The sequence below is a fragment of the Mesorhizobium sp. P170090 genome (genome assembly GCF_057786115.1).
This window is the reverse complement of record NZ_JBYNWH010000001.1, coordinates 3233980-3256574: the sequence shown is the minus strand read 5'-3', so window position 1 is coordinate 3256574 and position 22595 is coordinate 3233980. Positions and strand designations below refer to the sequence as shown.

22 protein-coding genes are annotated in these 22595 nt (G+C 64.4%); 11 read left to right on the top strand and 11 right to left on the bottom strand.

All coding sequences use genetic code 11. The features are described from left to right. Nucleotides 1-10 precede the first annotated feature (10 nt). The 3 genes from AC3EML_RS15525 (at nucleotide 11) to AC3EML_RS15515 (ending at nucleotide 3281) form a co-directional block, all read left to right on the top strand. A complete protein-coding gene (locus AC3EML_RS15525; RefSeq protein WP_023693796.1) occupies nucleotides 11-1336 on the top strand; it encodes an ABC transporter substrate-binding protein in 1326 nt (441 codons plus the stop codon). A gap of 141 nt (nucleotides 1337-1477) precedes the next feature. After that, nucleotides 1478-2377, top strand: coding sequence for a carbohydrate ABC transporter permease (locus tag AC3EML_RS15520; protein WP_373432851.1), 900 nt, complete (start codon nucleotides 1478-1480; stop codon nucleotides 2375-2377). A 1-nt stretch (nucleotide 2378) separates the two neighbouring features. Continuing rightward, a complete protein-coding gene (locus tag AC3EML_RS15515; protein ID WP_023673469.1) occupies nucleotides 2379-3281 on the top strand; it encodes a carbohydrate ABC transporter permease in 903 nt (300 codons plus the stop codon). Between the two features lie 30 nt (nucleotides 3282-3311). On the opposite strand, the gene AC3EML_RS15510 is transcribed toward AC3EML_RS15515, so the two are convergent. Then, nucleotides 3312-4016, bottom strand: a complete 705-nt coding sequence (locus AC3EML_RS15510) for an SDR family oxidoreductase (RefSeq protein WP_352521018.1) — start codon at nucleotides 4014-4016, stop codon at nucleotides 3312-3314. A 131-nt stretch (nucleotides 4017-4147) separates the two neighbouring features. Here AC3EML_RS15510 and gcvA point away from each other — a divergent pair, with 131 nt between their 5' ends. Then, complete coding sequence (gene gcvA, locus AC3EML_RS15505) at nucleotides 4148-5047, top strand: transcriptional regulator GcvA (RefSeq protein ID WP_352521019.1); 900 nt, start codon at nucleotides 4148-4150, stop codon at nucleotides 5045-5047. A 58-nt stretch (nucleotides 5048-5105) separates the two neighbouring features. Here the strand turns inward: gcvA and AC3EML_RS15500 are convergent, their stop codons facing one another. Together AC3EML_RS15500 and AC3EML_RS15495 are read right to left on the bottom strand one after the other, a co-directional pair. Next, on the bottom strand, nucleotides 5106-6209 hold the full coding sequence (locus tag AC3EML_RS15500; protein WP_023685900.1) for a flavin-containing monooxygenase: 1104 nt from the start codon (nucleotides 6207-6209) through the stop codon (nucleotides 5106-5108). A 450-nt stretch (nucleotides 6210-6659) separates the two neighbouring features. Beyond that, nucleotides 6660-7076: a winged helix-turn-helix transcriptional regulator gene (locus AC3EML_RS15495; protein WP_352521020.1), complete on the bottom strand. Its 417-nt coding sequence runs from the start codon at nucleotides 7074-7076 to the stop codon at nucleotides 6660-6662. Between the two features lie 136 nt (nucleotides 7077-7212). Between AC3EML_RS15495 and AC3EML_RS15490 the strand changes: the two genes are divergently transcribed. After that, nucleotides 7213-7800 (top strand): dihydrofolate reductase family protein, encoded by a 588-nt coding sequence (locus AC3EML_RS15490; protein ID WP_023673464.1) that lies wholly within the window; start codon nucleotides 7213-7215, stop codon nucleotides 7798-7800. Nucleotides 7801-7895: 95 nt separating this feature from the next. On the opposite strand, the gene AC3EML_RS15485 is transcribed toward AC3EML_RS15490, so the two are convergent. After that, nucleotides 7896-8324 (bottom strand): VOC family protein, encoded by a 429-nt coding sequence (locus tag AC3EML_RS15485; RefSeq protein ID WP_156936038.1) that lies wholly within the window; start codon nucleotides 8322-8324, stop codon nucleotides 7896-7898. Between the two features lie 247 nt (nucleotides 8325-8571). On the opposite strand from AC3EML_RS15485, the gene AC3EML_RS15480 reads away from it, so the two are divergent. Continuing rightward, nucleotides 8572-9780 carry an MFS transporter gene (locus AC3EML_RS15480; RefSeq protein WP_023735437.1) on the top strand — a complete coding sequence of 403 codons (1209 nt, stop codon included), beginning with the start codon at nucleotides 8572-8574 and terminating at the stop codon, nucleotides 9778-9780. A 30-nt stretch (nucleotides 9781-9810) separates the two neighbouring features. Here the strand turns inward: AC3EML_RS15480 and AC3EML_RS15475 are convergent, their stop codons facing one another. After that, nucleotides 9811-12105, bottom strand: a complete 2295-nt coding sequence (locus tag AC3EML_RS15475) for a cation:proton antiporter domain-containing protein (protein ID WP_352521022.1) — start codon at nucleotides 12103-12105, stop codon at nucleotides 9811-9813. 238 nt (nucleotides 12106-12343) lie between these two features. On the opposite strand from AC3EML_RS15475, the gene AC3EML_RS15470 reads away from it, so the two are divergent. Next, nucleotides 12344-13075, top strand: a complete 732-nt coding sequence (locus tag AC3EML_RS15470) for a DUF2270 domain-containing protein (protein WP_023673885.1) — start codon at nucleotides 12344-12346, stop codon at nucleotides 13073-13075. Nucleotides 13076-13112: 37 nt separating this feature from the next. On the opposite strand, the gene AC3EML_RS15465 is transcribed toward AC3EML_RS15470, so the two are convergent. Then, on the bottom strand, nucleotides 13113-13457 hold the full coding sequence (locus tag AC3EML_RS15465; protein WP_023673886.1) for a PQ-loop domain-containing transporter: 345 nt from the start codon (nucleotides 13455-13457) through the stop codon (nucleotides 13113-13115). Between the two features lie 284 nt (nucleotides 13458-13741). Here AC3EML_RS15465 and AC3EML_RS15460 point away from each other — a divergent pair, with 284 nt between their 5' ends. Then, complete coding sequence (locus AC3EML_RS15460) at nucleotides 13742-14047, top strand: hypothetical protein (RefSeq protein WP_023689804.1); 306 nt, start codon at nucleotides 13742-13744, stop codon at nucleotides 14045-14047. A 52-nt stretch (nucleotides 14048-14099) separates the two neighbouring features. Here AC3EML_RS15460 and AC3EML_RS15455 read toward each other — a convergent pair whose 3' ends face one another. Next, nucleotides 14100-14732, bottom strand: a complete 633-nt coding sequence (locus AC3EML_RS15455; protein ID WP_023730380.1) for a Vgb family protein — start codon at nucleotides 14730-14732, stop codon at nucleotides 14100-14102. A gap of 29 nt (nucleotides 14733-14761) precedes the next feature. After that, nucleotides 14762-15982, bottom strand: a complete 1221-nt coding sequence (locus AC3EML_RS15450) for a helix-turn-helix domain-containing protein (RefSeq protein ID WP_488500309.1) — start codon at nucleotides 15980-15982, stop codon at nucleotides 14762-14764. A 389-nt stretch (nucleotides 15983-16371) separates the two neighbouring features. Here AC3EML_RS15450 and AC3EML_RS15445 point away from each other — a divergent pair, with 389 nt between their 5' ends. From AC3EML_RS15445 to AC3EML_RS15435, 3 genes are all read left to right on the top strand, one after another. Further along, entirely contained in the window at nucleotides 16372-17124 is a 753-nt protein-coding gene (locus AC3EML_RS15445; RefSeq protein ID WP_023695474.1) for a DUF899 domain-containing protein, read from the top strand. An 86-nt stretch (nucleotides 17125-17210) separates the two neighbouring features. After that, a complete protein-coding gene (locus tag AC3EML_RS15440; RefSeq protein WP_352521023.1) occupies nucleotides 17211-17483 on the top strand; it encodes a hypothetical protein in 273 nt (90 codons plus the stop codon). Between the two features lie 48 nt (nucleotides 17484-17531). After that, nucleotides 17532-18536, top strand: a complete 1005-nt coding sequence (locus tag AC3EML_RS15435) for a zinc-dependent alcohol dehydrogenase family protein (protein WP_352521024.1) — start codon at nucleotides 17532-17534, stop codon at nucleotides 18534-18536. Between the two features lie 18 nt (nucleotides 18537-18554). Here AC3EML_RS15435 and AC3EML_RS15430 read toward each other — a convergent pair whose 3' ends face one another. The 3 genes from AC3EML_RS15430 to AC3EML_RS15420 form a co-directional block, all read right to left on the bottom strand. Beyond that, nucleotides 18555-20417 (bottom strand): ATP-binding cassette domain-containing protein, encoded by a 1863-nt coding sequence (locus AC3EML_RS15430; protein WP_352521025.1) that lies wholly within the window; start codon nucleotides 20415-20417, stop codon nucleotides 18555-18557. Between the two features lie 72 nt (nucleotides 20418-20489). After that, entirely contained in the window at nucleotides 20490-21635 is a 1146-nt protein-coding gene (locus tag AC3EML_RS15425) for a sugar ABC transporter substrate-binding protein (RefSeq protein WP_032923983.1), read from the bottom strand. 158 nt (nucleotides 21636-21793) lie between these two features. Next, a complete protein-coding gene (locus AC3EML_RS15420; protein ID WP_352521026.1) occupies nucleotides 21794-22450 on the bottom strand; it encodes an SGNH/GDSL hydrolase family protein in 657 nt (218 codons plus the stop codon). Between the last annotated feature and the right edge of the window lie 145 nt (nucleotides 22451-22595).

Sequence of the window (22595 nt, the reverse complement as noted above, 5' to 3'; positions counted from 1 at the left end):
GGAGACGACCATGAAATTCACGAGACGCGATGTAATCCGCACGACCGCAGGTGCCGCGGCGGGAGCTCTGGGAAGCCGGTTCGTCGGCTCGCCGGCTTTTGCCCAGGAGGGCTTGAAATACAAGCCCGAGGAAGGCGCAAAGCTGCGGCTGCTGCGCTGGTCGCCCTTCGTCAAGGGCGATGAGGATCAATGGCTGGCCAACACCAAGCGCTTCACCGAGGCGACAGGTGTCGAGGTTCGTGTCGACAAGGAAAGCTGGGAGGACATTCGCCCCAAGGCAGCGGTCGCCGCCAATGTCGGTTCCGGCCCGGACCTCATGTTCGTCTGGTTCGACGACCCGCATCAATATCCCGACAAGCTGCACGACGTGACCGAGCTCGGCGAGTATCTGGGCTCGAAATATGGCGGCTGGCACGACGGACCAAAGCAATATGCGACGCGGGACGGCAAGTTCGTCGGCCTGCCGCTGGCCACGATCGGCAATGCCATCGTCTATCGCGAAAGCTGGGTGAAGGAGGCCGGCTTCTCCGAATTTCCGAAGGACACGGCAGGCTTCCTCGAGCTTTGCAAGGCGTTGCAGGCGAAGGGACATCCGGCTGGCTTCACGCACGGCCACGGCGTCGGCGACGGCAACAATTACGCGCACTGGCTGCTGTGGAGCCATGGCGGCCAGATGGTCGACGAGAGCGGCAAGGTGGCGATCAACAGCCCCGAGACGCTAAAGGCGATCGGATACGCGCAGGAACTCTACAAGACCTTCATTCCCGGGACCGAAAGCTGGCTCGACGTCAATAACAACCGCGCCTTCCTGGCCGGCGAACTCGGCGTCATCGCCAACGGCATTTCCGCCTACAATACGGCCAAGATCAACAAGGACAACGATCCGAAGCTGGCTGAGATCGCCAAGGACATCCGCACCACCAACCTGCCGATCGGTCCCGTCGGGAAATCGGTCGAACTGTTCCAGGTGACCACCGCCGTCATCTTCAACTACACGCCCTACCCCAATGCGGCCAAGGCCTATCTGCAGTTCATGTTCGAGGATCCGCAGATGACCGACTGGATCACCTCCTCGGCGGGCTATTGCTGCCAGACGCTGAAGGCCTTCGACAACAATCCAGTGTGGACGGCCGACCCGAACAATGCCGCCTATGCCAAGGCCTCGGCGACGCTGCGCCCCAACGGCTATGCCGGGCCGCTCGGCTATGCCTCGGCGGCGACCATGGCCGACTATGTCCTGGTCGACATGTTTGCCAAGGCGGTGACCGGCCAGGCGACGCCGCAGGAGGCGATGGAGGAGGCGGAGAAGCGCGCCAACCGCTACTACCGCGTTTGATCACGGCACCGCCGGGCAGCGTCTAGTGCGCTGCCCGGCCCGTCGCACAATCCCATGGCGGCCGTTGACGCCGTGACCTGATTCTCCGATGAGGAGCCCTCCATGGCCGTGCCGTCCGTTGCCGCCCAGCCGCGTCCGTCGATGCTTTCGCGGATCTCCGAAAGCCGCAACGCGCTGGGCTTCGGCTTCATGCTGCCGGCGGCGGCGCTGCTGCTGGTCTTCCTGACCTATCCGCTCGGGCTGGGCGTCTGGCTCGGTTTCACCGATGCCCGGATCGGCCGCCCCGGCATCTTCATCGGCGTCGAGAATTATCAGTACCTTTGGAATGACAACGTCTTCTGGCTCTCCGTCTTCAACACGCTGCTCTACACGGTCAGCGCCTCGATCCTGAAGTTCGTGCTCGGCCTGTGGCTGGCGCTCATCCTCAATGAAAACCTGCCGTTCAAATCGTTCTTCCGCGCGATAGTCCTGCTGCCCTGGGTGGTGCCCACTGTACTGTCAGCCATCGCCTTCTGGTGGATCTACGATTCGCAGTTCTCCATCCTGTCCTGGGCGCTGCAGCAAATGGGCCTGATCGACCACCGCATCAATTTCCTCGGCGATCCGGAGAATGCGCGCGCTTCGGTTATCGCCGCCAACGTCTGGCGCGGCATTCCTTTCGTCGCCATCACGCTGCTCGCCGGCCTGCAGACCATTCCGCAGTCGCTCTACGAGGCGGCCACGCTCGACGGCGCCAGTCGCTGGCAGTTGTTTCGTTATGTGACGCTGCCGCTGCTGACGCCGATCATCGCCATCACCATGACCTTCTCGGTGCTTTTCACCTTCACCGATTTCCAGCTGATCTACGTGCTGACCCGCGGCGGACCGGTGAATGCCACGCATCTGATGGCGACATTGTCTTTCCAGCGCGGCATTTCCGGCGGCCAGCTTGGCGAGGGCGCGGCCATCGCGGTGGCCATGATCCCGTTCCTGCTGGCGGCGATCCTGTTCAGCTATTTCGGCCTGCAACGCCGCAAATGGCAACAAGGCGGCGGAGACTGACATGGTCAAGACGGCCGCGACAAGGAAGGCGAAACGTGGGGATATCGACGAAGGCGGCATGGGCTACCTGCAGAGCCTGCCGCGCCGCGTGGTGACGGTCTATCTGCCGCTGCTGGTGTTCGTCTTCGTGCTTTTGTTTCCATTTTACTGGATGACGATCACGGCGGTTAAGCCCAATCTCGAGATGACCGACTATGCGCAGTTCAATCCGTTCTGGGTGGTGCATCCGACATTGGAGCATATCCGCTATCTCCTGTTCGAAACCTCCTATCCGGGCTGGCTGCTCAACACGATCATCATCTCGACCGCCGCCACGTTCCTGTCGCTGCTGGCGTCGGTGTTCGCCGCCTATGCGATCGAGCGGTTGCGCTTTTCCGGGGCGCGGCAGGTCGGCCTCGGCATCTTCCTCGCCTATCTGGTGCCGCCCTCGATCCTGTTCATTCCGCTGTCGGTGATGGTGTTCAACCTCGGGCTCTACGACACGCCCTTCGCACTCATCCTTACCTATCCGACCTTCCTGGTGCCGTTCTGCACGTGGCTGTTGATGGGTTACTTCCGCTCCATCCCGTTCGAACTGGAAGAATGCGCGCTGATAGACGGAGCGAGCCGGTGGCAGATCCTCACCAAGATCGTGCTGCCGCTGTCGGTGCCCGGCCTGATCTCCGCCGGCATATTCGCCTTCACCCTGTCATGGAACGAGTTCATCTACGCGCTGACATTCATCCAGTCCTCGGAAAACAAGACCGTGCCGGTGGGTGTGCTGACCGAGTTGGTGCGCTCCGACGTCTACGAATGGGGGGCGCTGATGGCGGGAGCGCTGATCGGCTCGCTGCCGGTGGTGGTGCTCTATTCGTTCTTCGTCGAGCACTATGTCTCGTCGATGACCGGCGCGGTGAAGGAGTGACGCGCCGGCTCACGCGAGGCGACCGCGCGGTCAGATCGCGCCGATGATGCCGCCGTCGACGCGGATGTTCTGGCCGGTGATGTAGCCCGCCCCTTCGGAAGCGAGGAAGGCGATGGTCGCGGCAATTTCCTCCGAGGTGCCGTAGCGCTGCATCGGCACGCTGTCGCGGCGCTCCTCGGTGGCCGGCAGGCTGTCGATCCAGCCGGGCAGCACATTGTTCATGCGCACATTGGCGGCGGCGTAGGTGTTGGCGAAGATCTTGGTGTAGGCGGCAAGACCGGCGCGGAACACGGCGGATGTCGGGAACATCGGGCTCGGCTCGACCACCCAGGCGGTCGAGATGTTGATGATGGCGCCGGCCCTCTGCTTGACCATCTGCGGCGCCACGATGCGCACCGGCCGGATGACGTTCATCAGATAGACGTCGAGACCGGTGTGCCACTGCTCGTCGGTGATTTCGAGGATCGGCGCGCGTGGCCCGTGGCCGCCGCTGTTGACCAGCACGTCGATGCGGCCGTAGCGCTCGAGCGTGAGGTCGGCGAGCCGCTGCAGATCGTCATTCGACTGGTTGGAGCCGGTGACGCCGAGGCCACCAAGCTCTTTCGCCAAGGCCTCGCCCTTACCTGAGGACGACAGGATCGCGACCTTGAACCCGTCCGCCGCCAGCCGCTTGGCCGCCGCCGCACCCATGCCGCTGCCACCGGCGACGACCACTGCCACTTTTTCTACATTCATCTTGATTTTCCTTCGCACGGGTTGGCGGGACTCTGAAGCCCATGTTTCCGACCTTCGAGCAATGCTATAAACGGTGTTGCCATCTGGTTCGAACCAGAAAGCCTGAAATCAAGCTGTAGAAAAACTCCTGCATGCCTGAAGCCTTCCTGAGCCTGCCACCATTGAATGCGCTGCGTGCCTTCGAAGCCGCCGCGCGTCATCTCAACTTCCGCATCGCCGCCGAAGAGCTGAACGTGACGCAAGGGGCGGTGGCGCAGCATATACGCGGGCTGGAGGCGGATCTCGGCGCAAAGCTGTTCGACCGGCTGCCGCGCGGCCTGGCGCTGACCGATGAGGGACGTGCCTATGCGCCGAACATTCGCCGCGCCTTCGAGCTGATCTCCGAGGCAACGCTGCTGTTGCGGCCCGAGCCGGCGCGGCTGACGATCAGCGTCACGCCGAGCTTTGCCACCAAATGGCTGATCCCCAAACTGCCGGAGTTCGTCGCCCACAACCCGCTCGTCGATTTGCGCATCCTGGCCAGCCAAAGCCTGTCGAGTTTTCAGGCCGACGGCGTCGACATTGCGGTCAGGCAAGGCCGCCCGCCCTTCGGCGCCGGCCTGATGGTCGACCTGTTGTTCCCACAGCAGATCGTCGCCATCTGCAGCCCTGCCCTGCTGCCAACCGAGGCGAACGAGATCGCGACGGCCGATATCCAGCATCATGTCCTGTTGCACGACGCGCACAATCTGTGGCCGGAATTCATGGAGAGAGCGCTCGGGCTGAAGATGGCCACCGAGGCCAAACGCATGCGCTTCAACCAGACAGGCCTCGCGATCGACGCCGCCATTGCCGGCCAGGGCATCGCGCTGGCCAGCCGGTTTCTCGTCGCTGCCGACATTGCCGCCGGCCGGCTGGTGCAGCCGATCAACGCAGAGATGCGTGGGACGCACGATTTCTATGTCGTGATGCCGCGCAAGCAACGGCACCCAGAACCGACGCAAGCCGTGCGGCAATGGCTGCTCGATGAGGGCGACGCGGCGGGGCTGTGATGGATAGCCGATCTCCCCGCAAGGCGGGAGATCCGCAGCTTGGCCGACGCCGCCCCTTTCAGCCTCGCCGAGCAATGTCGGCCGCCACTGCCTTCGCCTCGCGTCCAATTTCCCTGAGCAGACCGGTGACCGGATTGTAGAAGCCGACGAGGTAGAGGCCGAGTTGCGAGGCGCGGGCGTTGACGCCACTGCGCTCCGGCTGCAATTCCACGGGCAGAAACTTTTCGTAGCCCGGGCGATAGCCGGTGGCGAGGATGACGGCGTCGAAATTTTCCTGCCTGCCGTCGGTGAACGCAGCGCCGCGCTCGGTGAAGCCCGCTATGTCGGGCGCGATCTTGATGGCGCCTTTGGTGATGGCGTCGACCGTGCCGACGTCGATGACCGGGATGCGGCCGACTTCGTCGATCTGTTGCAGGATGCCCTGTTTCGGCCTGACGATGCCGTATTTCTCGAGCTTGCCCAGCGCGAAATCGAGGATGATCGGAAACATCCAGTCGTTCAGCGCCTGCGGCATTGGCCGGCTGGCGATGCCGACCATCTGGATCGGCACGCCAAACAGCTGGCGCGGCACGATGTGGACGCCCTTGCGCACCGAAATGGTCGGACGCGCGCCACTTTCCGCCAAGTCGAGCGCGATCTCGGCGCCGGTGTTGCCCATGCCGACGATCAGCACCGAGCGGCCGGCAAAGGGCGCCGCTTGCGTATAGTCGGCGCTGTGCAGCACCTCGCCCTTGAAAGCTTCGATGGCAGGGAGCCGGGGGACGATCGGCTCGGCATTGTTACCGCTGGCGATAACGACATGGCGCGCCTTGAGGTTGTCCGATCCTGTCTCGACCAGAAAACCGCCGTCCCCGAGGCGAATGGCTTTCACCGTCACGCCGAAGCGCGGGCGCAGATCGAATTTTTCCGCGTAGTCGTCGAGATAGCGGACCACCAGTTCGCGCGGCACGTAGCGCGGATAATTTTTGGGAAAGGGCAGGAACGGCAGCGACGAGAACGACTTGACCGTATGCAGATGCAGCCGCCGATAGTGCCGCCGCCAGGCGGGCGCGATCTCCTGCGATTTTTCGAGCAGGATGAAATCCACTCCTGCCCGCTTCAGGCAGGCACCGACCGCAAGGCCGGCGGGCCCGGCGCCGACAATAACGACAGTGGTGTCCAAGCGATTCTCCTCCCGCTAGCTCCTTAGGCTACGCGTAGAAGCGCAGGCGGGACAAGGCGCGCCTCACCTTCTCCCCTTGTTGGAGAAGGTGGACGGCGCGCTAGCGCCGAGACGCCTTCGCATCGCGGCGCGCACGCTACGCATCCTGTCCGGTCTCGGCTCACCCCGGTGACGAATGTCTATCCCGGCAATCGCCCCATGCTGTCGGACGGGCTGCCTGTCGCCGGCCGCACCGCGGTCGAAGAGCTCTACGTGCATGGCGGCATAGGCCCAATCGGCATGCATGCCGCCCCCGCCACCGCGCGCTGGCTGGAGGAGGCCGTGGTTCGGGCGATGGCAATCCGAAGCAGACATGGCTCCGGCCACAGCGATTTGCGGGATGGGAAGGGTGAGGCTGCGCGATGTCGTGTCGATCTAGCCCGCCACCAGCGCGAAGGGAGGCGTTCCTCCCTAGCCGACATGCTCGGCGCGCAGCTTCTTCTTTATCTGCTCGAGCGCTGCCTCGCCGCCGGCCGCCAGTTCGTCGGCGATCCTGGCCAGCTTGTCGTCGGCGTTGCGGTATTTGCTGCCCCAGGCGCCGAGCGTCGCCAGCACCGGCAACAGGTCGATGCCGGCCTCGGTCAGCCTGTAGATCGCCTTGAGCTTGTGCGTGGGGTCGTCGCTTCTGGTGACGATGCCCTCATCCTGCAAGGTCTGCAGCCGCTCGGCCAGCGTGCGCGACGAGATGCCTTCGCCTGATAGCAGGAACTCCCTGAAGTGCCTTTTTCCCGCGAAAATCATGTCGCGGATGATCAGCAGCGTCCAGCGGTCACCCAGCAGTTCGAGCGACAGGCTGATGGGGCAGCCGGATCTTTCCCTGGTCGACATTTCAATGCTTCCATTTCTAAATCACTTTACTATTGACATCATTTTTCTCTCGTGTCAATGGTTCCGAAAGTAAAGCAATAACCAACGCCGCCTGACCTGGCGCTGGTGACACCAGAGCTCAATCAGGAGAACGACGATGAGAAAACTGATCCTGCAGATGCAGATGTCGGTCGACGGTTTTGTCGGCGCGGCCGGCGATGAGCACTGGCAGCTCTGGGAATGGGGCGCCAACTGCCCGTGGGACGACGACTTGAAGCAGGATTTCAACGCGGTGTTCGCCGGCATCGATACCATTCTGCTCAGCCGCAAGATGGCCGAAGAAGGCTATCTAACCCATTGGGGCAATGCGGCAAAAAACTATCCGCGCGATCCCTTCTACGCCTTTGCGCAGCGCATCGTCGAGGCGCGCAAGGTGGTGCTGAGCGACAAGCTCGCGGCATCGCGGTGGGAGCGCACGACGCTTGCCAGCGGCGACCTGCCGCGCGAGGTCAAGGCCCTGAAAGCTGAAGGTGAAGGCGACATGGCGGTATTCGGCGGCGCCGGCTTTGCCTCGGCGCTGATTGCAGCGGGACTGGTCGATGAGTTCCAGCTGTTCATCAATCCGGCCGCGCTGGGCGACGGCGAGCGGATTTTCGACTGTGGCGGCTTCCTGAAATTGCGCCTGCTCGGCTCTAAAGCCTATGCCTGCGGAATGGTGGTGAACCGCTACGCGCCGGCAATGTGAAGTAGTTCAGCGATTGAATCCGTGGACCGCTTCAACTCTTTGTTTTTACGAGAACTCCGGACGGATCACCGCAACCCGCTCCTCGTGAACCTGCGCTAGAAATTGATCTCGACCGAAGCGGCACTTCGCTTTGCCGGCCCGTGAAACACCGCCTCGATGTTGTTGCCGTCGGGGTCGAGCAGGAAGGCGGCGTAGTAGCCGGGGTGGTAGGGCCGCTCACCCGGCGCGCCATTGTCGGCGCCGCCGGCATCGAGGCCGGCCTTGTAGAACGCATCGACCATGGCCTTGTCCCTGGCCTGGAGGGCCAGATGATGGCGCCCGGTCAGCTGTCCCTTCGCCGCCCGGCTGTCGAGGCTTGAGATGAACAGCTCGTCGGCCCAGAAATAGTCCTCTGCCTCGCCGCCGATCGGAATGCCGAGCACCTTGAAGACGGCTTCATAGAAGCGCCGGCTCGCCTTGAGGTCCCTGACCACCAGCTGGACGTGGTCGATGAGGCGGCCGCGATGCAGTTCCATGAGCGATATCTCCCGTCGCGAGACCACAAAGCTAGTGCCGCGGAGCGGCTCGTCAATTCGGCAGTCTATCTTGTCGGCGCGCTTGGCAGCCTTACGCCCCTGCTTTTGTCATATCCGGATGGACTTCCACGCAGACCGGATAAAAAATGCAATCGGATCGTCGGATTCGAAATCCCGCCAACGTCCTTCGGACGCAAGCGGCGCAACGGAGCTGGAGCGAGTGGCGCCGCATCGAAACCGATCTCGGGAGAAGAGCATGAACAGTTCCTACCGTTGGGTGATCGTCGCGTGCGGCGCGCTGATGACCTGTGTGGCGCTCGGCGCGATGTTTTCGCTGGCGATCTTTCTCGAGCCGATGGCGCTCGACACCAACTGGTCGCGAACCGGCATTTCCAGCGCCATGACGCTGAATTTCTTGGTGATGGGCGCAGGCGGTTTCGCCTGGGGCGCCATCTATGACCGTGTCGGCGCCCGCCCGGTGGTTTTTGCCGGCGCGGTGCTGCTCGGTCTGTCGCTGGTGGTGGCAAGCCGAGCCCAATCGCTGCTGGTCTTCCAGCTGAGCTATGGCGTCATCGTCGGGCTGGCGGCCAGCGCCTTCTTCGCGCCGATGATCGCGCTGACCACCGCCTGGTTCGAGACCCATCGCAGCCTGGCCGTGTCGCTGGTCTCGGCCGGCATGGGCGTGGCGCCGATGACCATTTCGCCCTTCGCACGCTGGCTGATCACGGCCTATGACTGGCGTACCGCCATGTTCGACATCGGGATCATGGCTTGGGTGCTGTTGCTGCCGGCCGTCTTCCTGGTGCTCCAGCCGTCGGCGGCGGTCGCGGCAGCGGATGGCAGCGCGCCCGCACCTGCCGCGGCCCCCGGCATGTCAGTCGGCCAGGCGTTGCGCTCGCCGCAATTCCTGGTGCTGGGCATGACCTTCTTCGCCTGTTGCGCGGCGCATTCGGGGCCGATCTTCCACATGGTGAGCTATGCCATGTCGTGCGGCGTGGCGCCGATGGCAGCCGTGTCGATCTACAGCGTCGAGGGCCTTGCCGGCCTTGGCGGGCGCGTGCTCTACGGCGTGCTCGGCGACAGGCTGGGCGCCAAGCCGGTGCTGATCGTGGGCCTCGCCATCCAGGCGGTGGTGATCGCCGCCTATCTCGCCGTCGGCAATCTCGAGCAGTTCTATCTCCTGGCGATCATCTTCGGCGCCACATATGGCGGCGTCATGCCGCTCTATGCGGTTCTGGCGCGCGACTATTTCGGGCCACGCATCATCGGCACGATACTTGGCGCCGCGACCCTGTTGTCCAGCCTCGGCATGTCGTTCGGCCCGCTCGCCGGCGGCATGATCTTCGACGCCTATGCCAGCTATTCCTGGCTGTTCATCGGCTCGGCGCTGATCGGCCTCGGTGCTGCCGGCATCGCCATCGCCTTCCCGCCGCAGCCCGGCCGAGAGAGGCTGCAGGCGGCATGAGCGAAATTTCCCCTCGAGGGGAAATACTCATCACCCTGTCCCCGTTCCCGAGCGCAGCTCTTCTCTGCCCTCGTCGTCGCGGCTGAGCCTGGCGTCCGAGATCAGCACCACCGGGCATTGGCAGCGCTGCAGCACGCCGGTGGTCGTCTCGCCGAAGAAGAGTTCCTCGCCAGGGCGCCGCGCCACGCCCATGACGATCAGCGCCGCCCCCCTGCCGGCCTGGCGGGCAATGGCATCGGCGGCGGCGGCCCGGCTGCGGATGGCCGTCTCGATCTCGACGCCATAGCGGTCGGCTAGTGCGACGGTATCCTTCAGCACCGCCTCCCTGCGGCGATGCGAGACAGTGTCGCGCGGTTCGTCGCGGCCGACGCGCGCGACATAAAGTATCTTGACCCGCGCACCCGTGACCGCTGCAATCGCCAGCGCCATTTCGGCACCCCGGCGGGCGATCGCGGTGCCGTTGACCGGAACCAGAATCTTCCCGCCTTCAGGTCCTAGCCTTGGCATCTGGCGGCCGGCGCCGGTCGCCTTCAGCACCAGGCATAGCGGGCCCTCGAAGGCGCCGGCGATCTCGTTGATGCGGCGGGCAAACCCACCTTTCGACGTGACCGCGCGGCCGAGCCCGATCAGCAGCAGCCCATAGCCTTTGCGCGCCTCCTTGGCAACCGTTTCGGCCGAAAGCTCGGCCTCGTGGCGCCGCGTGACAGGCGCCGCGCGGGCCAGCTCCTCGTCCGAACTCCTGGCGGCCTCGCGGCTGTCCTCGGCACCCTTTTCGATCGGCTCGAGCTTCGCATCCGTGCCGGGCTCGGCCTCCTCCCCCTCGCCTCGGACATGCAGCACCGTCGTCGGCCTGCCGGCGCCCACGACTCCTGCGAGGTAAGCAGCAAAGCGGCCGACAACGCCCTCATCGGTCACCACCAGCAGTCGTTCCAGATTGGCGATGAAGCCGCGTTGGTCGATCTCCTCGCGCTCCAGACGCTTCTTCTCGTTCTCGCCCATCGGCAAGCGGCCGAGTGCCCAACGCAAGGTCGGCGGCATGGCGAGCGTGGTGATGACGGCCATGGTCACGATCATGGTGAAAAGATCGTGCGACAGAACGCCGATCGACAGGCCAATCGAGGCGACGATGACTTCGGTCGAGCCGCGCGCGTTCATGCCGCAACCGACGGCGATGCCTTCCTTGCGGCTCATGCCGGCAAGCTCGGCGCCGATGAAGGCGCCGGCGAATTTGCCGAAGCTGGCGATCAGCACCAAAGCGGCCGTGAGTAGCGCAAGCTCGTGGTCGACAAGCACGGTGAGATCCGCCGAAAGGCCGGCGACGCCGAAGAAAACCGGCATGAACAGCGCCATGATGACGCCGCGCAATTGCCCTTCGATATGACGCGACAGGATCGGCGATTCCCCAACCAGTATGCCGGCGACGAAGGCGCCAAGCACGGTGTGGACGCCGATCAGATCGGTGATCAGCGCCATTGCGCCCATGATGGCGAGAATGACGGTGACGACGGCGTATTCGCTGCGGAACGTATCGTTGGTCCAGCGGATGGCGTCGAAGACGATGCGGCGGCCAATCGTGAAGGAAAACCCCATGAAGGCGGCAACGCCGACAATGGTGAAGGCAAGGCTGCCGAGCTCGAAGCGCCCCTTGGTGGCGATGCCGATGGTGATGGCGATGATCACCCAGCCGATCGTGTCCTCGATGATGGCCGACGAGACGATGGTCTGACCGAGATCGCGGCGCATGAAGTTCATCTCGCGCACCACCATGGCGACGATCTTGACCGAGGAGATCGACAGCGCCGTGCCGAGGAAGAGACCGGCGACAATGCGCTCGGTTCCGTCGGCCAGCAGCGAGGCCGGCATGAGCTGTGCGGCGGTGAAGCCGAGCGCGAAAGGCACGGCGACGCCCGCGGCGGAGATGGAAAAGCACGCACGGCCGACCCTGCGCACCAGCCGCAGATCCGTCTCCATCCCGGTGAGCAACAGAAGCATCAACACGCCGAGCTGTGCGATGGCGCTGATCATGCTCTTTTGGGTGGCGTCGCCTGAAAAGATCACGCGTTCTGCTTCCGGCAATAGCCAGCCGAGCAGCGATGGCCCGAGCAGGATGCCGCCGATGAGCTGACCCATCACCGCCGGCTGGCCGAGACGCTCCAGCAATTCGCCGATGCCGCGGCCGACGAGAAGCAGAAGGAGGATTTCGAGAACGAAAATGCCCTCGCTGGACATGCCGGTCTTTTCGGCTGCCAACGATGCGGCCGGCATGAATGCGAAGGCTGCCGCGGCAAGCGCGACCGACCGGCGCCGGTTGACCACGAAGGACATGCACCCCCTCATCGTGCCCGGTATAACGTTTGCGGGCGAGATCGGTTGCACGCCACGCTCCCTTGGCGCGCCGCAGGTTCCTCCTTACCTGAATCGCATAACGGGCCTATCTGACTGCGGATAAACCGCCGAGACCCGGGCCGGCGACGGAACATTTTCAACCGATTGCGCGTTGCGCGGATGGGGATGACCGGCGTCGTTTCGGCCGGCCATGGCGTTGGGAGGCGCGTGGCAAGGGATGTCCCAGGTCAAGACCGTGAAAACCGACGAAGCGGCTGCAGCGCCGCGGGCCTCTGATGCGTTCGCGCTGAAGCTCACCTCATCGGAATTCGTGGCCACCATGTCGCATTTCCACCGCGCCGAAATCGCCCGCATGGCCGGCTGGCGCGACCGGCTGGACCGTACCAGCAACTGGGCGATTACTGTCGTCGCCGCCATGCTCTCAGTCTCACTCTCGACGCCCAGCGCCCATCATGGGGTGCTGCTCTTTGCCATGCTGCTGACCACGCTGCTGCTATGGATCGAGGCGCGGCGCTATCGTTTCTTCGACGTCTACCGGGCCAGGGTGCGCCAGTTCGAGCGCTATTATTTCGCGCAGATTTTCTCGCCGCAGCCCGACTACGCCTCCAACTGGCTGGCCATCGTCGGCGAAGGCCTGCGTTCGCCGCGCTTCCTGATCTCGCAACGCGCGGCGTTGGTGCGCCGGCTGCGCCGCAACTACATTTTCATGTACACGATCCTGATGCTGGCGTGGGTGCTGAAGATCACGACGCCCAGTCTGCAGCGCGAAGGGTCGCCGATAGGCTTGGGCGCGTCATTTCTCGACGCCGCGCGCGTGGCGCAGCTCGGCCCGGTTCCAGGCATCTATGTCGTGTGCATGGTCGGGCTGTTCTATGTCGGCCTACTCGCAGCCGCTTTCCTCATCTCAAGCGACGAGGGCGAGCTTTCGCATGGCACCGTGCATGTCTGAGAGCGGCCTCGAAAAGCGCAATCTGCCGCGGTGATCTTCAGCAGACATTGTCGACCATCAGAGCGGTCGCTTCCGACCGGCTTGCGGCTTCCTCAACCGGAAGCCGTGCGCGATGGCGCTTGTAGGCGGTGAGCGCGATGACCAGCACGCAGCATACGGCGTTCAGCCAGTTGATCGCCGCCAGAGCGGGATCGTTCAGATTGATGTGGGCGTAGAGTCCCGTCGTGGCGTTGGCGCCTGTCCACAACAGCCAGGTCGCGTAGGAAATCGCCGACGCCCCGTGCCTGTCCCGGGCCACCCGCACGATCTGCGGCAGGTAGGACACCACCCGCAAGCCATTGAAAATAGTGAAAAGATAAAAAGACAGATCAGCAAGTGTCATCCGAAACCCCTGTCATGGCCGGACGTCCCATAGCGTTCCTTGCAGTGGCGGCATGTGAGCCCGTTCACATGCCGGTTTCGATTTTCCTGTTGCGGCCCGGCATCCGGATTCTTTCGCCATGGGGGCGTTCGCCGTGAGCCAGCCCGACGAGGTCGACATGAACCAGATCTTGTTTCGGCCGACGGCGCGGGAGTGCTAAACAGATCTCGTGCTTGGGCAAAGTTCGGGTTGACCGCTGCCAAGCGCGCGGCGACTATCCCTGCAACGTGCAGGAGGACATGAGAATGGACGAACCCGATCGCTGGCGGCACATGGCGAGCGCCCCCAAGGACGGCAGCCGCATCCTGGTCACGGTCAGGCCATCGGAACAGGGGCCGGCCGAGGTCGACCTCGCTTACTGGTCGCGCGCCGACCAGTTCGGCACGGAGGGCTGGCGCTCTTCCGATTCGTCGCCAGGACGGGTGATCGAATACCCCGAACCGGAGTTGAAATGCTGGATGCCGCTGCCGACGGCCAATCTGAGCCGGGCTTCAATGCCAAGTCCGTGGCAAGGCGAAGACGTCCCGCTGCTCGACGGCTCCGGGATATGATCTCGGCGGGATGACCGTAGGAAATACGCTGCCGGCCCAATACTTGACGGCCTTACTTCGGCCGACGCACCGATCGCACCATGCCGCCAGGGCCGCTGCCGCAAAAGAAGCGGTCGCCGCCGTCGGATTCGAGCCCGGAAACGCCCACCCCCGCCGGCATGTCGAGCCGTTCCAGCACCTTGCCAGTTTGCGGATCGACGCGCCGGACATCGCTCTGGTCGCCTTCCCAGGTGCCGTGCCAGAGCTCGCCATCGACCCAGGTCACTCCGGTGACGAAGCGGTTTGAGTCGATGGTGCGCAGGATTTTCCCGGTCTCGGGATCGATCTGGTGGATCTTGCGCTCCCGGTTCTGCCCCACCCAGAGCGTGCCCTCGGCCCAGGTCATGCCGGAATCGCGGCCGCCGCCGGGCGCCGGGATGGTGGAGAGCACCTTGCCGGTATCGGGGTCGATCTTCTGGATGCGGTCCCCGGCGAGCTGGAACAGATGCCGGCCGTCATAGGCGGTGCCGGCATGTGCCGCGACATCGATCGAGCGCAGCGTCTCGCCGCTTGCCGGATCGAAGGCGGTCAGCCGCTCGCCCGTCGCAAACCAGACATTCTGTCCGTCGAAGCTCACGCCGTGCACGGTGTCGACATCAGGAAAGGGCCCGTATTCGCGCAGGATTTCCGCTGCTGAATGTTTCATGTCCTGGTCCTCGATCATGGTCACCTTTCCTAGCCGTTCGGCAGCGGCGACGGGAGTAACAAGGTGGTCGTGAAACCAGCGACCGGTGGCGTCATCCAGCGCCGCGCCCGGCCGTGGCCGAAGGACTGCACTTTGCCGGTCTCGGCCAACTGCTCGAGCGCCCGCTGTACGCTGCGCTGTCCGGCGCCCAGCGCCAGCGCCAACGCCGAGCTGGCCCAGGATTTACCATCGGCCAGGAAGGCCAGCACCGCGGCGTGCCGCTCCTCGATCGGCCGCGCCAGCACCGCCACGGAGCCTGCTTCGCGCGGCTTTAGCGCAAAGCCCTGGCTGGTCGCGCCGATGCCCGCCAGCGGCCGCAATTCGGCGCGCAGCCGGCCGATCTCGACCCGCAGCCTGGCGCGATGCGATTCATCGGCATGCCGGCCGCCAAAGGCGCGGGCAATCAGCGTCGCCCTCGGCACATCCGCCGGCCAGGCTTCGGCAAGCGCGCGCGCCAGCGCAAACAGCACCGGCCGCGTTGCCAGCGAGATCGTTGTTTCCTGCTTGTGCACGATATAGCGGAACGTATCGACGACCAGCGCGCGCGACGCCTGCAGCGCCTCGACTTCTTCGAGCAACAGCGGATGCTCCTCGCCGCCTGCGATCAGCCGCGCCGCCGGCGTCTCCAGCGCCAGGAAGGCGCTGTCGACCTCCGCCATGAGACCCGGAATGCCGGCCCGGCGGGCGGCATGGCGCGCCCACTCAAGGGCTGCGCGCGCGGCCTTCGTCTTCAGGCGCCGCATGGCGATGCCGGCAACCGCGAGTTCATGCGCGGCGCGTGAGGCCGGCGGAAGCGGCGACGGATCGAGCCCAGCCAGCACGTCTTCAGCCTCGTCGAGGCGGCCGATCAGCAGCAGGCGGCGCACTTTGAGATGCCCGGCATGCGCCGCGTTCAGCCGGTCGCCATGCTTTTCCAATGTCGACCGCGCCGCGTCGAGCGCCTTGGACGGCCAGCCGAGATCACGCGAAACAAGTGCGATCTCGGCTTCGGCGACAACGCACCTGGCGCGCGCCACCGCCTCCTTTGGACCGAAGGCACGGCCGGCCCTACGCAACAGTACTTTGGCGCGATCGAAATCGCCGAGCTGCGCCATGGCAATGCCGCGCAACGCCAGCGCCGGGGCATCCTCGCGCAAGGCGACGCGGTCGAGTGCCGCCAGAGGATTGCCCGCCGCCAGCGCCAGCCCTGCCGCGGTGATCAGCGAGTCCATGCAAATCCCGTCACATTTGTAACTCCCACCGCTCCCCTTATCGGCCCTAACTTAAGTCACCACCGCCAAGCAGCAAGCCGCGGACGGCGACCTAGCCATCTGGACTGGTTGAAGACGCCCAGGCCTGCGTTGACGGCAATATTCGCATTCGCTAGCCTGAGCATCTCAGACAGTCGTGTTAAGCTTCTCAATAAGGAAAAACCGACCATGCCTGCTTCCGAGGACTTCGAGCCCACCGTGCGGCCTCGCCACCCCTGCTGCGGTGGCCCCCCTGCAAATGCCGTCACATTTGTAACTCCGCCCTCGCCGCCTCGCGGCCCTAGCCTGCCTCACGATCAACAGGCAACGACAAGCCACAACGGCTCAACAACTGGCAAAGGAAACAAGCAATGACCAAGCACGTGGCAATGAAGACCCCACCGGTCGTTTCAAGGCAAGAATGGGAAGCCGAGCGCGAAAAGATGCTGGTGAAGGAAAAGGCAACGATGCGCGCCAGGGACGCGCTGTCGGCCGAGCGCCGGCGCATGCCATGGATGGAAGTAGACAAGGCCTATGTGTTTGAAGGTCCCAACGGCAAAGCGAGCCTGCTCGATTTGTTCGAGGGCCGGCGCCAGTTGATCGTCTACCGCGCCTTCTACGAACCCGGCGTCCACGGCTGGCCCGAACATGCCTGCCGCGGCTGTTCGCTCGGCGCCGACCAGGTCGGCCATCTCGCCCATCTCAACGCCCGCAACACCACGCTTGCCTATGCCTCCCGCGCGCCGCAGGCCGACATTGCCAGCTTGAAGCAGCGGATGGGTTGGGAGATGCCCTGGTACACAATCACCGACAGTTTCGACAAGGATTTCGGCGTCGACGAATGGCACGGCCACAACGTGTTCATCCAGGACGGCAAGAAAGTGTATCGCACCTACTTCATCAACAACCGCGGCGACGAGCAGATGGGCACGGTCTGGAGCTACCTCGACGCAACGCCGCTCGGCCGCCAGGAAATCTGGGAGGATTCGCCCGAAGGCTATCCGCAGACCGAGCTCTACAGCTGGTGGAACTGGCACGACAATTACGACGCCGCACCCGACAAGACGTGGGAGGAAGTGTCGGCGGCCGGCGAAGCCGCGTTCCGCAACAAGGACGGCAAGTAAGGACCTGGAGCGGCGCCCATCCAGCTTGGTTTCCTGTCCCTCACGGGACAGGAAAGCCGGGCATTGATCATCAAGGGATTATGACCATGAGCGATATCGGCACAGGCACCGGCAGTGAGGTCCCTCAACGCTCCGATGCAGTTTCTCTCCGCACCGCCGAGTGGCTATGCCTCGCCGCGGCCCCTGTTTTCGCCGTGATGGCGCTGCTCACCTGCATTCACGCTGGCGACGGCGCCATGTCGTGCCTGGGGGCCGATGCCTCCCCGCTCACCGGCATGCCGCTGATGTATCTCTTGATGAGCGCCGTCCATCTGGCGCCTTGGCTGCGCGTGATTTCCGGCCGGCCGGTCCGGCGATAGGCTGGACCGCCGCCGCCATGCTAACGCTCTTTACGTCGGAGAGAGACTATGAAGCTGGTCAGGCTGAGAGCGCCGGGCGGGTTGGACAAGCTAGACCTGGTCGAGGAGGATCAGCCCCGGCCTGGGCCGGGAGAAATGCTGGTCAGGATTCGCGCTTGCGCGCTGAACATGCGCGACGATTTCGCCGTACAGGGCAAGGTGCCGCTCGCCGACGGCCGCGTGCCGCTGTCGGATGGCGCCGGCGAGGTGATCGCGATCGGTGACGGCGTCGACACGTTCAAGCCGGGCGACAGCGTCGTCAGTGTTTTCTACCCCTGGTGGCTGGCCAGCGACATGAGATCCGATACAAGCCGCGACATTCCCGGAGACAGTTTCGACGGCTTCGCCAGCGAGTATGTGTGCATGCCGGCGCAGGCCTTCACCACGGCGCCGGCGGGCTATACGCATCTCGAGGCGGCAACGCTGACCTGCACGGGCGTCACGGCCTGGCGCGGCCTGGTGACATGCGGCAAGGTAAAGCCCGGCGACACCGTGCTGATCCTTGGCACCGGCAGCGTGTCATTGTTTGCGCTGCAATTTGCCAAGGCCGCCGGCGCAAGGGTCATCGCCACGTCGTCCGATGAAGAGAAGCTGGAGAAGCTCAGACGGCTCGGGGCCGAGAGCGTCATCAACTACAAGGCGGTGCCGCAGTGGGGCGGCAGGGCCAGGGAACTGACGGACGGACGCGGCGTCGATCATGTGATCGAGGTCGGCGGACCGGCGACGCTGGCGCAGTCGATAACGGCCTGCCGGACAGGCGGGCATATCGCACTCATCGGCGTCCTGACCGGCTTTGCTGCAGAAGTTTCGATCCCGGCGCTGTTTTCGAACCAGATCCGCATCAGCGGAATTTCCATCGGCAGCAAAGCCGACCAGCAGGACATGATCCGTGCCATAGAGGTCAACCGCCTGAAGCCCGTCATCGACAGCAGCTTTCCACTGCAGGATATCGCCGCCGCCTTCAGGCACTACGAAGCGCAAAGGCATTTCGGCAAGGTCTGCCTCGAGCTTTAGATCCTGCGATCGGCATTCCTACCCAGCGGCCGGCGCCAGCGTCCCGCTTGCCATCAGGCCCCAGAGCTGATCGGCGGTCAGCTGTCTGGCCGAGCCGTCGTAAGCCACCCTGCCGAGGCTGAGCACGACGATCCTGTCGGCCAGCGCCCTGACCGTCGACAGGTCGTGCGTGACCAGGATGACGCCGGTGCCGCTGGCGGCGATCGAACGGATCAGCTTGACGACCTGCGCGGTCTGCTTGACGCCGAGCGCGGCGGTGGGCTCGTCGAGGCAGATCAGCTTGACGTGATCGGCAAGCGCGCGGGCAATGGCGATGGACTGCCGCTGGCCGCCCGACAGCGAGCGCACCAGAACGTTTTCGTCGCGAAGCGTGACGCCCAGCGCGGCAAGCCGGGCACAACACTGCTCGGCGGCCTTTCGGTCGTCGCGAACCGGGAAGACACCGAGCCAACGCCGCGTTTCCTCACGCCCGAGGATCATGTTGTGGGCGACGCTGAGGTTTGGGCAGAGCGCCAAATCCTGGTAGACCGTCTCCAGGCCGGCGCCGCGTGCATCCTGCGGGCTCCTGAAGGAAATCGGCTGGCCCTCGAGGGTCATCGCGCCGGCATCGGGCTGGATGGCGCCCGAAATAATCTTCACCAGCGTCGACTTGCCGGCGCCATTGTCGCCGAGCAGACAGACGATCTCGCCTTTGCCGACCGTGAAGCTCGCCTCTTCCAGGGCCGTCAGCGCGCCGTAGGATTTGCGGGCGCCGGCAATCGAGAATGCCGGACCTTGCGGGGCTTCTCCATTGCCCGCCGTCACGGCAGGGCCGGCCGATGCGACGGCACCATTGTCCGCCACCGTGAAGTTGGTCGCGGCCACCAGGGCGCGCCGGCCGCGAAAACCGATCGCAGCCTGGTCGGCCACCAACGCGAGCAACAGCATGCTTCCCACCGAAATGGATTGCCACCATGATTGCAGGCCGACGAAGATCAGTCCTGCATTGAGGATGCCAATGGTGGCAACGCCGATGGCGATGCCGAGCGGCCTGCCGGAGCCGCCGGAAAACGCAACGCCGCCGAGGATTGCAGCGGTGAGCACGTCGAGCTCGAAGCGAACGCCGATGGTCGGCGTGATGCTGCCGAGACGACCGGCGATCAGAACCGAGACCAAACCGATCAGCAAGCCATTGGCGGCGTAGAGGCCAACCACCGTGCGCCGCACCGGAATGCCGCAGAGTTCGGCTGCGCGCGGGTCGCCGCCTATGGCGTAGAGCCTCAAGCCGGTGACCGTGCTGGTCAAGACAAAGGCTCCGATCACAAAGACCAGCGCGGCGATGATCACGGTGTACTGGATGCCGAAGATCTTGCCCCGCCCCAATTCGAGCAGAGCCTCGGGAAAACCATAGACCGCGGTGCTGGAGACGACGAAGGCAAGGCCGCCATAGAGCGCCAGCATCGCCAGCGTGACGATCAACGGCGAGATGCTCAGCCTGCGCACCAGCAGACCGTTGAGCAGACCGAGCAAAAGGCCCAGACCCAGGCCGACGCAGATCGCCAGCAGCGCGCTCTGCGTCGCCACCGCAACCTTGGCAGTGATGATGCCGATCAAGGCGACCATGCTGCCGATGGAGAGGTCGACATAGCCGGCGATCAGCAGCGCGGAGGTGCCGAGCACGGCAATCAGGATCGAGGTCGAGTTGACGCCGATGACGACGAAATTGTCGAGGCTGAAGAACGATTTGTTCAACAGCGAGAAGGCGACGATCAAGCCCAGCGCAACCAGGGCAAGGCCGACGCGGCCAGACGCTTCGCCCGGCGCCTTGACGCCCGGCAGCAAGGATGAAAACCGGCCCGTTTGCAGCGGCGTCGTCCCCGTTCGAAGGCTGTCTGTGCTCATGCTTGCCTCTGACTGAAGCGAGCGGTTTCAGGTCAGGCTGAACCCGCCCGTACCGCGCGGGAAAAACAGGCGCTACTTTGCCTCGGATGACCAGGGGAAATTCACATACTGGTCGCGCGTATCGTAGCAGATGTTGCCGTACATCCTGAGATAGATGTCGCGGCGCTTCGGGTCCTTGTAGACCGCGGCCGGGTCGGCGACGTCGGCCTCGTACTGGGCCATGTAGTCGCTGGTCAGCGCCACGGGCAGGATATCCATCGCCTGCGGGATGCTCTTGCCCTCCAGCCAGTCGGCGGCATGCTGGCCCATGGCGTAGGCGAAGACCGGCGAAGCAAGGCTGATGCTTGCCTTGTAGGGACCGCCGCCTTTCTTGATCGCGGCGACCGCTTCCGGCTCGCCGTCGATGCCGCCGAGGAACTGGTCCGGCCGCGCCTTGCCCGCCGCTTCCAGGGCAGCCAGCGCGCCGAGCACGACCGTGTCGGCGCCGAGCACGACATCGACGTCGGGATGGGCCTGGAGAATAGTGCTCATCGTGGCAAAGCCGCCTTCCTTGTTGACGGGATTGGGCGAGATGTCGGCGACGATGGTGACGCCTGGCATAGCCTTGAAGATGTCGCGCATGGCGGCAAAGCGCGGCGCCAGGAATTCCATGCTGTCATGCGACAGGATGACGACATTGGCCTTGCCGCCGAGCTTGTCCTTTATGTAGGCCGCGGCCGCTTCGGCCAGCACCTTGCCGGTCTCGTATTGCGGCGCGTTGAGCAGCGACGTCGCCGGCGGCGGCACGATGGTGCCGACATAGGCGCCCGACCAGATAAGCTCCTGCAGGCTGCGGCTCATCGAGGCCGGGTCCACGGGGGCTGCGACCAGACCGCCGATCTTGGAGGCGAGAAACAATTGCACCTGCTCGACGCCCTTGGCGGCGTCATTGTTGGCAAGCGCGCGGCGATATTCCAGCCCGCGATCCTTGGCGGCGGCGGCCAGGCCGCGGTCGACGCCCTGCATGAATTCACGCTCGTTATCCTGCGCGAAGGCCAGCACCTTGTTCAGGCCGGGCGGTGGGCTGCAGGCCGGCGCCTTCGGATCGAACGGCGCAAATACCGCCGGCTTGGTGAGCCCGGCCGGGCCGTCCTGCGCGCTTGCCAGAATGGTACCGCCCGCGAGCACACCGGCAACGCCGAGCAGCGTGGCCAGCATCATGTTCCTGTCAGATCGCATTTTACTTCCTCCCTGTCGTTGATTGTTGCCGCGCATCGCAAGCCTCGCGGTCGCTACTCTTCCCAGTCTCCCCAGATACCCACCTTCCCGCTCGCAAGTCAAAACTTTTTCCAGTGGAATTAATTAATCGGAGATAGTTGGGTGGCTCGCCCACGCGATCACGCCTTGGCGATCAGCGACTGGACGACTTTGGCCAATTCCGTGCCGAGCACGCGATGCGCGTCGCTGTCGAGGTGAATGCCGTCTACCGCGCTCGACTCGACGACGTCGCCGGCGTTGAAGAACGCGGCGCCGGCGCGCCGGGCCGCATCGCGGAACAGGCCGGCAAAGTGCATCGACTTTGCGGCGCCGCCCAGGAACATCTGGCCGAACCAGTCGACCTCCAGCATCGGCGGCGGCGCTACTATCAGGACCGCGGGCGCCACGCCCGCGGGGCCAGCTTCGCTGCGCAGGACAATTCTGGCCAAGATCTCAATAGAATCAGCGACGTCGTTCGGCGTTACCGAGAACCTATGCTTCAGATCGTTGGTGCCGAGCATCAGGATGACGAGGTCGAGCGGCATATGCGTTTCCAGGCACACCGGGAGCGATTTGAGCCCGTTCTTGTGGAGACCTTCGATCGGATCGTCGTGCACGGTGGTGCGCCCGCCCTGCCCTTCTTCGATCACATCCCATCCGCTGCCGAGCTGGCGGCGCATGATGCCCGGCCAGCGCCGGTCGGGCGTGAAGCGGCGCCGTCCGACGCGGGCCAGGGTGGGAATGGCGCCATAGGTATTGGAATCGCCAAAGCACATGATTGTCCGGGTCTGCGTCACGGCATTGCTCCTCCAGGCTTGCATACTTTGAACGACAGCAGGCCGGCCGGCGTCAACTACATTTTTCCATCGGGTGGATTTAAGTGTTGCCTTGCCGTGCCCGCATTGCTACGTCAGCGCTTTGATCGGCTCGCCTTGCGGCCAA

Coding starts and splice junctions, on each gene's coding strand:
- AC3EML_RS15515 (WP_023673469.1), top strand. CDS start 2,379: ATGGTCAAGACGGCCGCGACAAGGAAGGCGAAACGTGGGGATATCGAC.
- AC3EML_RS15475 (WP_352521022.1), bottom strand. CDS start 12,105: ATGTCCTTCGTGGTCAACCGGCGCCGGTCGGTCGCGCTTGCCGCGGCA.
- AC3EML_RS15480 (WP_023735437.1), top strand. CDS start 8,572: ATGAACAGTTCCTACCGTTGGGTGATCGTCGCGTGCGGCGCGCTGATG.
- AC3EML_RS15435 (WP_352521024.1), top strand. CDS start 17,532: ATGAAGCTGGTCAGGCTGAGAGCGCCGGGCGGGTTGGACAAGCTAGAC.
- AC3EML_RS15510 (WP_352521018.1), bottom strand. CDS start 4,016: ATGAATGTAGAAAAAGTGGCAGTGGTCGTCGCCGGTGGCAGCGGCATG.
- AC3EML_RS15470 (WP_023673885.1), top strand. CDS start 12,344: ATGTCCCAGGTCAAGACCGTGAAAACCGACGAAGCGGCTGCAGCGCCG.
- AC3EML_RS15445 (WP_023695474.1), top strand. CDS start 16,372: ATGACCAAGCACGTGGCAATGAAGACCCCACCGGTCGTTTCAAGGCAA.
- AC3EML_RS15425 (WP_032923983.1), bottom strand. CDS start 21,635: ATGCGATCTGACAGGAACATGATGCTGGCCACGCTGCTCGGCGTTGCC.
- AC3EML_RS15455 (WP_023730380.1), bottom strand. CDS start 14,732: ATGAAACATTCAGCAGCGGAAATCCTGCGCGAATACGGGCCCTTTCCT.
- AC3EML_RS15525 (WP_023693796.1), top strand. CDS start 11: ATGAAATTCACGAGACGCGATGTAATCCGCACGACCGCAGGTGCCGCG.
- AC3EML_RS15430 (WP_352521025.1), bottom strand. CDS start 20,417: ATGAGCACAGACAGCCTTCGAACGGGGACGACGCCGCTGCAAACGGGC.
- AC3EML_RS15520 (WP_373432851.1), top strand. CDS start 1,478: ATGCTTTCGCGGATCTCCGAAAGCCGCAACGCGCTGGGCTTCGGCTTC.
- AC3EML_RS15440 (WP_352521023.1), top strand. CDS start 17,211: ATGAGCGATATCGGCACAGGCACCGGCAGTGAGGTCCCTCAACGCTCC.
- AC3EML_RS15495 (WP_352521020.1), bottom strand. CDS start 7,076: ATGTCGACCAGGGAAAGATCCGGCTGCCCCATCAGCCTGTCGCTCGAA.
- AC3EML_RS15490 (WP_023673464.1), top strand. CDS start 7,213: ATGAGAAAACTGATCCTGCAGATGCAGATGTCGGTCGACGGTTTTGTC.
- AC3EML_RS15465 (WP_023673886.1), bottom strand. CDS start 13,457: ATGACACTTGCTGATCTGTCTTTTTATCTTTTCACTATTTTCAATGGC.
- AC3EML_RS15460 (WP_023689804.1), top strand. CDS start 13,742: ATGGACGAACCCGATCGCTGGCGGCACATGGCGAGCGCCCCCAAGGAC.
- gcvA (WP_352521019.1), top strand. CDS start 4,148: ATGCCTGAAGCCTTCCTGAGCCTGCCACCATTGAATGCGCTGCGTGCC.
- AC3EML_RS15450 (WP_488500309.1), bottom strand. CDS start 15,982: ATGGACTCGCTGATCACCGCGGCAGGGCTGGCGCTGGCGGCGGGCAAT.